Source organism: Anaeromyxobacter sp. PSR-1 (assembly GCF_000964525.1).
Lineage (GTDB): Bacteria > Myxococcota > Myxococcia > Myxococcales > Anaeromyxobacteraceae > Anaeromyxobacter.
Genome location: NZ_BAZG01000193.1, coordinates 1 through 8135 on the forward strand (window position 1 = coordinate 1; position 8135 = coordinate 8135).

The window sequence follows — 8135 nt, forward strand, 5'->3', positions numbered from 1 at the left end:
CCCCGAGTGACCGCCCCCGCGCCCCGCGACGCCCGCCCGGCGGGCCGCGCTCCCCGGCGCCGCGCGCCCCGCGCCGCGCTCGGCCTCCGCGTCGCGCGCTCCACGGCCGCTCGGCTCGCCCTGGCCTGCGCCGCCGCGCTCGCGCTCGTGCCCGCCGCCGCGCGCGCCCAGCTCTACGATCCGGCCTTCCGCTGGCGAACGATCGAGACCCCGCACTTCCGCGTCCACCACCACCAGGGCGAGGAGGAGCTCGCGCAGGAGGTGGCCCGCGCCGCCGAGCGCGCGCACGCGATCCTCTCGCCCGTGCTCGGCTTCGCGCCGCGCGAGCGCACCGAGCTCGTCCTCTCCGACGACACCGACGACGCGAACGGCCTCGCCACGCCGCTGCCGTACGACACCATCCGGCTCTACGCCGTCCCGCCGCCCGGGCTCTCCGAGCTGAACGACTACCGGGACTGGGTCTCCAGCCTGGTGTTCCACGAGTACGTCCACATCCTGCACCTCGACCACGTGGGCGGGCTCCCCGCGCTCGCGAACGCCGTGTTCGGCAAGCTGTTCGTCCCGAACGGCCTCACGCCGGGCTGGATGGCCGAGGGGCTCGCGGTGCTGCACGAGGCCGACGGCGAGGCCGTGCCCGGCGCCGGACGCAACGCCAGCGCCATCCACGACATGTACGCGCGGACGCTCGCGCTCGACGGCCCGTTCCCGCGGCTCGACCAGATCTCGAACCCCATGCTCGAGTGGCCGCTCGGCACCGCGCCGTACCTGCTCGGCGGGCGCTTCATGGCGTTCCTGCGGGCCCGGTACGGCGACGCCGCCATCGCCGCGTTCGTCGCCGACCAGGGCTCGCAGGCGTGGCCCTACGCGCCGAGCTGGGCCGGCGCGCGCGCGTTCGGCGGGCGGGACTTCCCCTCGCTGTGGGCCGAGTACGCCGCGGAGGAGCGGCGCCACGCCGAGGCGGTGCGCGCCCGGGTCCACGAGCGGCCCGTGACCGCGCCCACGCGGCTCACGCGCGCCGGCGGCCGGGTGGAGACGCCGCGCTGGTCGCCCGACGGGAGCTTCCTCGCGTACCAGAAGCGCGACCTCGACCGCCGGCCCGGCACCTACCTCGTGACCCCCGGCGGCGCCGACCTCGGCCGCGCGATCACCGTGGACGCGAACGGCGCGCTCTCGCTCGCCTCGCCGCGGGAGGCGGTGGTGGCGATCGGCGAGGTGTGGCGGCTGCACCGGACCTACGACGATCTGTGGGCGGTGGACCTCGCGCGCGGCGCGCGGCGCCGGCTCACCGACGGCGAGCGCGCCGGCGATCCCGCCGTCGTGCCCGGCGGCGGGGCGGTGGTCTACGTGCGGCACGAGGCCGGCGGGCGGATGGCGCTGGTGCGCCGGACGCTGCCGCCCGCGCCCATGGTCCCGGCCGACATGACGCTCCGTGAACGCCGCGCCGAGCTGGAGACCCCGCCGCCCGCGCAGGTCGAGGTGCTGTTCGCCCGCCCCGGCGCCCAGGTGTACGCGCCCGCGCCGTCGCCCGACGGCCGGCGGATCGCGTTCGAGCTGCAGGAGAGCGGCCGGCGCGACCTCGCGCTGTGGGAGGACGGCGCCGTCCGGCGCGTCACCGACGACGACGCGCTCGACACCGGGCCCACCTGGACGCCCGACGGCCGGTACCTGCTCTTCGCGTCCGACCGCGGCGGCGTCTACGACCTGTACGCGTGGGAGGCCGCCACCGGCCAGGTCCGGCAGGTGACCAACGTCGAGACCGGCGCGTTCCAGCCCGCCGTGTCGCCCGACGGGCGGACCGTCGCGTTCGTCACGTTCGGCCGCGACGGCTACGACGTCGCGACCGTCCCGTTCGACCCCGCCACCTGGCTCGAGCCGACGCCCGCGCCCCCCGCGCCCGCGCTCACCACCGGGGCCCAGGCCGAGGCCCAGGCCGCGCCCGAGCCCCTGCCCTCGCGGCCCTACCGCGCGCTCGAGACCGTCGGCCCGCGGTGGTGGCTGCCGCTGTGGGGCAGCGACGGCGCCGGGAGCATCTACGGCGCCATGACCGGCGGCGCCGACGTGCTCGCGCGGCACGCGTGGGCGCTGCAGGCGTGGTGGAGCGAGGGCGGGCGCGAGCCCGGGTACGCGTTCTCGTACCAGGGCGGCTGGTCGTGGCCCACGCTCGACCTGTCCTCGGTGCGGTACTTCGACTCCGCGCCCGGCGGGCGAGGCGTCGAGTCGGTGTGGACGCCCGTCGCCGCCGGGCTCGGCTTCTCGTTCCCCGGGCTCGGCGAGACGCTCAGCTTCCGGCTCGGCTGGGCCGGGACGTCGTACGACGTGCTCGGCGAGACGCGCCGCGCGCCCACCTCGGACTGGCTCGAGTGGCGAGACGGGTACCTCTCCGAGGCGTCGTTCCGCGCCGTGTACAGCGACGCGCGCCGGTACGTGCGCTCCATCTCGCCCGAGGAGGGCCGGACCGTGGCGCTGTCGGTGCGCGCCGCCGACCCCACCATCGGCAGCGACTTCGGCCTCACCCGGGCGCGGCTCGGCCTCTCGCAGTACCTGCGCGTCCCCGGGACCCGGCACACCGTGCTCGCGCTCCGGCTCGCCGGCGGCGTCGCCGAGGGGTCCATCGGCGGGCGGGCGCCGTACGAGCTCGGCGGCACCGCGACCGTGGATCCCGTGGCCGTGGTGATGCAGACCGCCGGCGTCGCCCCCGACCAGCTCCGCGGCTACCCCTACGGCTGGCTCGCCGGCAGCGCGTTCGCGCTCGGGAACCTCGAGCTGCGCTTCCCCCTGCTCGCGCCCGTGCGCGGGTACTCCACCTGGCCCGTGTTCCTGCGGCGGGTGCACGGCACCGTGTTCGTGGACGCGGGCGACGCGTTCGACCTCCCCGGCGAGCTGCCCTTCGCCGGGCACACGTTCTCGTGGAAGGAGCTGCGGTTCGCCGCCGGCGCCGAGCTCCGCGCCGAGCTGGTGCTCGGGTACTGGCTGCGGACCGACCTGCGCCTCGGCCTCGCCCGCGGGTTCGGCCGCGTGCTCGACGGTCAGTGGAGCGAGCCCGGCGTGGACCCCGTCACCGCGTACGTGACGGTGGGCGAGTCGTTCTAGGCGGGCCCGGATCCCCGTCCCGGTCCCGGAAACGTCCACACCAGCCCATGCGGCGCCCTCCCGCGCACGCGCAGGAAGCCCCCGTGGATCGCGACGAGGTGGTGCGGCAGGCAGAGCGAGGCGAGGTTCCAGGGTTCGTCCGGTCCGCCCCGCGCGCGCTGCCAGACGTGGTGCGCGTGGTCCGCCGCGCGGGTGCACCCCGGGACCAGGCAGCGCCCGCCGTCGCGTTCCAGGACCCGCCTGGCCAGCGTCCGCCGGCCGCGCAGCAACGGTTTCCAGGTGTCGATGAAGTGCCGCGCGATGATCCCCAGGCACTCGCCGTCCCGGACCCGCCTCCCCGCGGCGAGGCGGGCGGCGCCCAGCGCCGCGTCGAGCAGCTGCACCACCCCCGCGGGCAGCCGGGCCTTCCACGCCCGGCGTGAACACATCTGCGCGTCCTCCGCCGCCTCCGCCTCGCGCCGGAGCGCCGCGCAGGGCGTCGTCTCCGCCCGCGCGATCCACGCCTCGACCGTGTCCTCGTCGGCGGCCGCCGCCACCACGACCGCCTTGCCGTAGGAGACCCGCCCGTCCGCCAGCGCCGCACGGAGCGGCGGCAGCGAGTAGAGGCGGCGCTCGAGCGCGATGCGCTGCTCGATGGCGCGGAGCGACATGCCCAGGCGCTCGGCGCAGTAGTGGCCGAAGGAGGCGAAGCCCGCCTCGCGCCAGAGCCCCAGCGAGCGCATGAGCAGGCCCAGGTGGCCCACCAGCGCGTCCCAGCGCGTGCGCATCGCCGCGAGCTCGCACAGCCGCGCGTCGAGGGCGTGCACGTCGCCCGGCGCGAGCCCGCGCACCGGATCCGGGGCCGGGAGCGGCTCGAGCCGCTCGAGGTAGCTCCAGCGCTCCGTCTCCTCCTCCAGCGCGAGCCGGGCCGCGTCCCACCACTCGCTGCCCCGGCCCCACGGCGCGCCCTCCAGCGCGCCCGCGGCCGCCGCGGCGTCGGGGTCGAGGTCCTCGAGCCGGAGCCGCTCCGGCTCCGGGTGCGTGGAGACGTACTCCTGGCAGAGCGCCTCGAGGCGCTGCCACGGCGGCGCCGTCGCGCCCAGCGCCGCGCCCGCCAGCGAGAGCGCCTCGCGCAGCGCGGCGCGGTCCGGGTCGGAGATCTCGAGCTCGACCGGCACCAGCGGCTCGGACGGTGCTTCCGCGCCCGCCGTCACGCCGCCGCGGCCCGACGCCGCCCGCACCGCCGCCGCGAGCGCCCGGACCGTCTCGACCCGCGCCCGCGCCACCCAGCGCGCCTCGTCCGGCCCCCGGGCGACGCCCAGCACGACCTGCGCCTTGCGCAGCGTCACCTCGCCCGCGCGCACCGCCGCGTCGAGCTGCGGGCGCTCGTCCAGGCCCGCCGAGAGCCGCGCCAGCCGGCGGGAGGTGGACTCCGGGAGACCCAGCCGCTCGCGCGCGTAGTCGCCCAGGCTCGAGTAGCCCAGGCGAAGCGGACCGCCGCCCCTCTCGAACGCGCGCAGCCCCCGGCCCAGGGCGACGTCCAGCGCCCCCGCGCCCCGGGCCACCCGGGCCAGCAGCCCGTCGATCAGCTCCGCCGCCTCCGGACGCAGGACGAACCGCCGGGTGGACGGCGTCGGCACCTCCAGCTCCCACGCCCGCGCCGCGAGCGCCTCCAGCCCGGCCGAGCCGTCAAGCGGCTGGATTTGCTGGAGAACGATCGCGTCCACGCCACGAGGCGTACCACGCGCCTCTGACACTCGGAGCGAAGGCGCGGAGGTCGCGGATGGGTCAGGCCGTGCGCGGCGTCCGGATGGCCCGGACGATGCGGAACGGCGCCGAGACGAGCGTGCGGGCGAGCTGCCAGGTGTCGCGGACCAGGTCGGAGAGGATGTCGGAGAGCGCCTCCTCGTGGATCTCCTCCAGGCGCTCCCGCTCGGCCGTCTCGGCCCGGGCAATCGCGTCCTCGGCCGCCAGCTGCTCGACCCGCTCCCGCTCCGCCTCCCGGGCCTCCCGCGACTGGGCCGCCGCGTCGCCCACGAAGCGCTTGCCCGGCGCGGAACGCCGCACCTCCGCGCGCTGCTGCGCCAGCGCCTGCTTCGCCGCCCCCGGTCGATTCTTCACGGCCATGGACGGAAGCTAGGCGCGCCCCCGCCCCCGCGCGACCGCCCGCGGCCCAGGCCTGCGAGCCCTTGCGGCCCGCCGTGGGCGATGCTAGAAAACGCGCGCTTCAGCAGAGCCGCCGACATAGCTCAGCTGGTAGAGCAGCTGATTCGTAATCAGCAGGTCCCCAGTTCAAGTCTGGGTGTCGGCTCTGAATTTCGGACGAACTTACGAGGGGTTGGGCCGAGAGGCACCAACCCCTTCGTTTTAGCTCCTCTTCCTGGGGTGCGACCGGGGGTGTGACGCGGGTTACGAACCCGTCGCATACCCGCTCGCCCCCTCTCGTCACGGCGCCGCGAGCACCACGCGCTGAGACCGCCCGCACTCACAGTCCGGGGACGATCGTAGTGCTCCCGTCAGTGGGGAGCCGAATCGTCGGGCACTCGATCCTCTCACGCGAGTTCCGGTAGACGTGGAGCATGGCGACGACGATCACCAGTTTGGTGAAGACGGCTTCAGGATGACCGTTGTGCCGACGTGTTGTCACAGGTACCATCGTTTTCACTAATAGCGCGCGTTCCTCGTAAGGCAGCTGTCAGGTTCCCCAGCCGGACACACGCACGCATCTCGCTCAAGGGGAGCCTGACATGGCCGATGAGGTTGCTGCGCGCCTGCGGACCGATCTACCCGATAGCTGCTCGTATAACGTGGTCGCGTCGTTCTTCGGCGTGACAACGATGACAATCCGCCGCTGGATTGCTCAGGACCGTTTCCCGAAGCCAGTGACTTACGGCCCGCGCACGGTTCGCTGGCCCCGCGAAGTCATCGAAAGCTGGATGGCCGAGAAGGCAGCCGCTACGCGGGCGCCGCCCGTGAGCACCGACACGACCCCGCCTTGGAAGAAGTAGCCGGGGCGCTCATGTCGCGATGGGACAACATCGGCCAGTTCTGGCAGGCCGCCACAGCGACCGAGACCAAGGCGCTACCCGCGGCCGAGCCTGTGGCCACAGCCAACATTTCAGAGACGCCGCCGCTGCCGCCGGGGTTGCTTGGCCGACTCGCGTTGTACTTCTTCCAGAGCGCACTTCGGCCCGTCCCCGAAGTTGCCTTGGCCGCCGCGCTCGCTCTGGCTGCTGGGATCCTGGGACGGCAGTTCAACACCGAGACCGGCGCTGGCCTGAATCTGTATATCATCCTGCTCGCTCTTACCGGGGTCGGCAAAGAAGGAGCAAAAGACGCAATCGATCGAATGGTCGACCTCGTTCGTCCTCAAGTCCCCATGATCGATGAGTTCATTGGCCCGAGCGCACTAGCCTCGGGCCAGGCCCTCATTCGTGTCCTCGATGAAAAGCCCTGCTTCGTCTCGATGCTCGGCGAGATCGGGAAGACGCTGAAACGACTCACGAGTGGACGGGCGACCAGCGCGGAACAGTACCTGCTCCAAATGCTACTCGACCTCTGGTCGCGAAGTGGCCAAGACAAGCTCATCCGAGAAAGCGCATACAGCGACGCCGAGAAGAATACGAAGATCGTACGGTCGCCGAGTTTCACGTTGCTCGGTGAGTCCACTCCGGGGGCCTTCTTCGAAGGACTGGACGCGAGCCACATTGAAGACGGGCTCATCCCACGCTTCTCCGTGCTCGAGTACGCGGGAGATCGTCCGCCGAGCAACCCGAACGCGGGCTGTCCCCCTCCGCCAGATCTCGTCAACCAGATCGGCACGCTCGCCTCCATCACCCTGCGGATGCAGCAGGATGGCACCTTCATGCGGGTTCCGATGAGTTCCGCCGCCAAGGTGATGCTGGATGCGTTCGACCGCGAAGTTGACGAAACCATCCGAGGCTCACTGAACGAAGTCCACAGGCAAGCGTGGAACCGCGCACATCTATACGCCCTGAAGCTCGCGACGCTCGCCGCTGTCTTCGACGCACCGCACGACGCGAAGGTGTCCCGCGACCATGCAGAGTGGGCCATCTGCCTCGTACGTCGGAGCGTCAGTACGATTCTGCGGCGGTTTGAGCGGGGCGAGGTCGGAGGCAGCAGCCAGTCGAAGGCCGAGGCTGCGATTTGCAGGAAGGTGGTCGAGTTCATCGCGCTCACGCCCGAGCAGCGAGCAGCGCCACGCTACGGTATCGGACACTCGTTCCGCAGGGGCAACTTCATCCCCCGGAACTACTTCAACAAGCGACTGCGCGACGTGCAGCCGTTTACAGGTGATGGGTCCGCGCTTGGTAGGGCCCTCGCCGAGCTGGTGAAGGCAGACGTACTTCGGCTCCTCGACAAGCACATGGCATTCAAGGAGTTCAAGACGACCGGCGAGGTCTACACGCTCGGCCCGAACTGGAAGTGAGGAGCATCGATGCTGCCCAGCCTTGAACAGTTCTTCCGAAATATCGCCGGCGACTCCGGGCTGGCGAACGGTGCAGCCCTCGGCGTTCTGTCGCAGGTCGTCGATGATCGCGGACAGGTCCAAGTGCCCTTCGATGACGACGAGCGTGCTGCATGGAAGCGCATGACGCCGCACGCCTACGTCTTCGTTGGCGCAGATGCAAACCGGATCGTCTCAGCAGCAAATGGCCTGATCGCCGACCTGTGGAACGGCTCGCCACCGCCGTCGAGGTTGTCCGCGTGGCCCCATCTTCCACAAGTGAAGGAGGGGCTCATCCTTGTCCCGGCGACCTGCGTGAGCATCGTGAACGGGTCGATCGAACTAGGGCCTTTGCCATCCCAGGTCGCGGACCGGCTCCTCGCGATCAAGAACCGCACGCAACCTCGCATCGTGGTTCGGTTGGATGCGCAGGCTGCCAAGGATTGGCAAGGCGTCGTCCGTGACGCAGGACAGGAGCGTTCTATCCCCCTGCTGGAGAGTCGACTCCAGCGGTGGGTGAACGTGGCCGCTTTGCTCGCGATCGCGCGCGATCCAGCGCGCCCGGTCGTTACGCGGGAACTGCTGGGGGCGGCCCACC

The 8135-nt window shown here is 72.5% G+C and carries 6 protein-coding genes and 1 tRNA gene; 5 read left to right on the top strand and 2 right to left on the bottom strand.

The window, feature by feature from the left end:
• Window positions 1-3090: BamA/TamA family outer membrane protein (locus PSR1_RS19730; RefSeq protein WP_370539105.1), on the top strand; the 3090-nt coding region annotated here is incomplete at its 5' end.
• On the opposite strand, the gene PSR1_RS19735 is transcribed toward PSR1_RS19730, so the two are convergent.
• Window positions 3087-4796 carry an HNH endonuclease signature motif containing protein gene (locus tag PSR1_RS19735; protein WP_059439123.1) on the bottom strand — a complete coding sequence of 570 codons (1710 nt, stop codon included), beginning with the start codon at window positions 4794-4796 and terminating at the stop codon, window positions 3087-3089. The two genes, PSR1_RS19730 and PSR1_RS19735, sit on opposite strands and share 4 nt — an antisense overlap.
• A gap of 61 nt (window positions 4797-4857) precedes the next feature.
• A complete protein-coding gene (locus PSR1_RS19740; protein ID WP_059439124.1) occupies window positions 4858-5196 on the bottom strand; it encodes a hypothetical protein in 339 nt (112 codons plus the stop codon).
• A 111-nt stretch (window positions 5197-5307) separates the two neighbouring features.
• Here PSR1_RS19740 and PSR1_RS19745 point away from each other — a divergent pair.
• The 4 genes from PSR1_RS19745 to PSR1_RS23910 form a co-directional block, all read left to right on the top strand.
• Window positions 5308-5380: transfer RNA gene (locus PSR1_RS19745), tRNA-Thr, on the top strand.
• A gap of 436 nt (window positions 5381-5816) precedes the next feature.
• Window positions 5817-6077: an AlpA family transcriptional regulator gene (locus PSR1_RS23560; RefSeq protein ID WP_082100316.1), complete on the top strand. Its 261-nt coding sequence runs from the start codon at window positions 5817-5819 to the stop codon at window positions 6075-6077.
• Between the two features lie 11 nt (window positions 6078-6088).
• Window positions 6089-7519 carry a DUF3987 domain-containing protein gene (locus PSR1_RS19750; RefSeq protein ID WP_059439125.1) on the top strand — a complete coding sequence of 477 codons (1431 nt, stop codon included), beginning with the start codon at window positions 6089-6091 and terminating at the stop codon, window positions 7517-7519.
• 9 nt (window positions 7520-7528) lie between these two features.
• Window positions 7529-8135: hypothetical protein (locus PSR1_RS23910; protein ID WP_152643390.1), on the top strand; the 607-nt coding region annotated here is incomplete at its 3' end.

Bases quoted from the DNA above. Each gene is read 5' to 3' on its own strand.
- PSR1_RS19740 (WP_059439124.1), bottom strand. From the start codon at position 5,196: ATGGCCGTGAAGAATCGACCGGGGGCGGCGAAGCAGGCGCTGGCGCAG.
- PSR1_RS23560 (WP_082100316.1), top strand. From the start codon at position 5,817: ATGGCCGATGAGGTTGCTGCGCGCCTGCGGACCGATCTACCCGATAGC.
- PSR1_RS19750 (WP_059439125.1), top strand. From the start codon at position 6,089: ATGTCGCGATGGGACAACATCGGCCAGTTCTGGCAGGCCGCCACAGCG.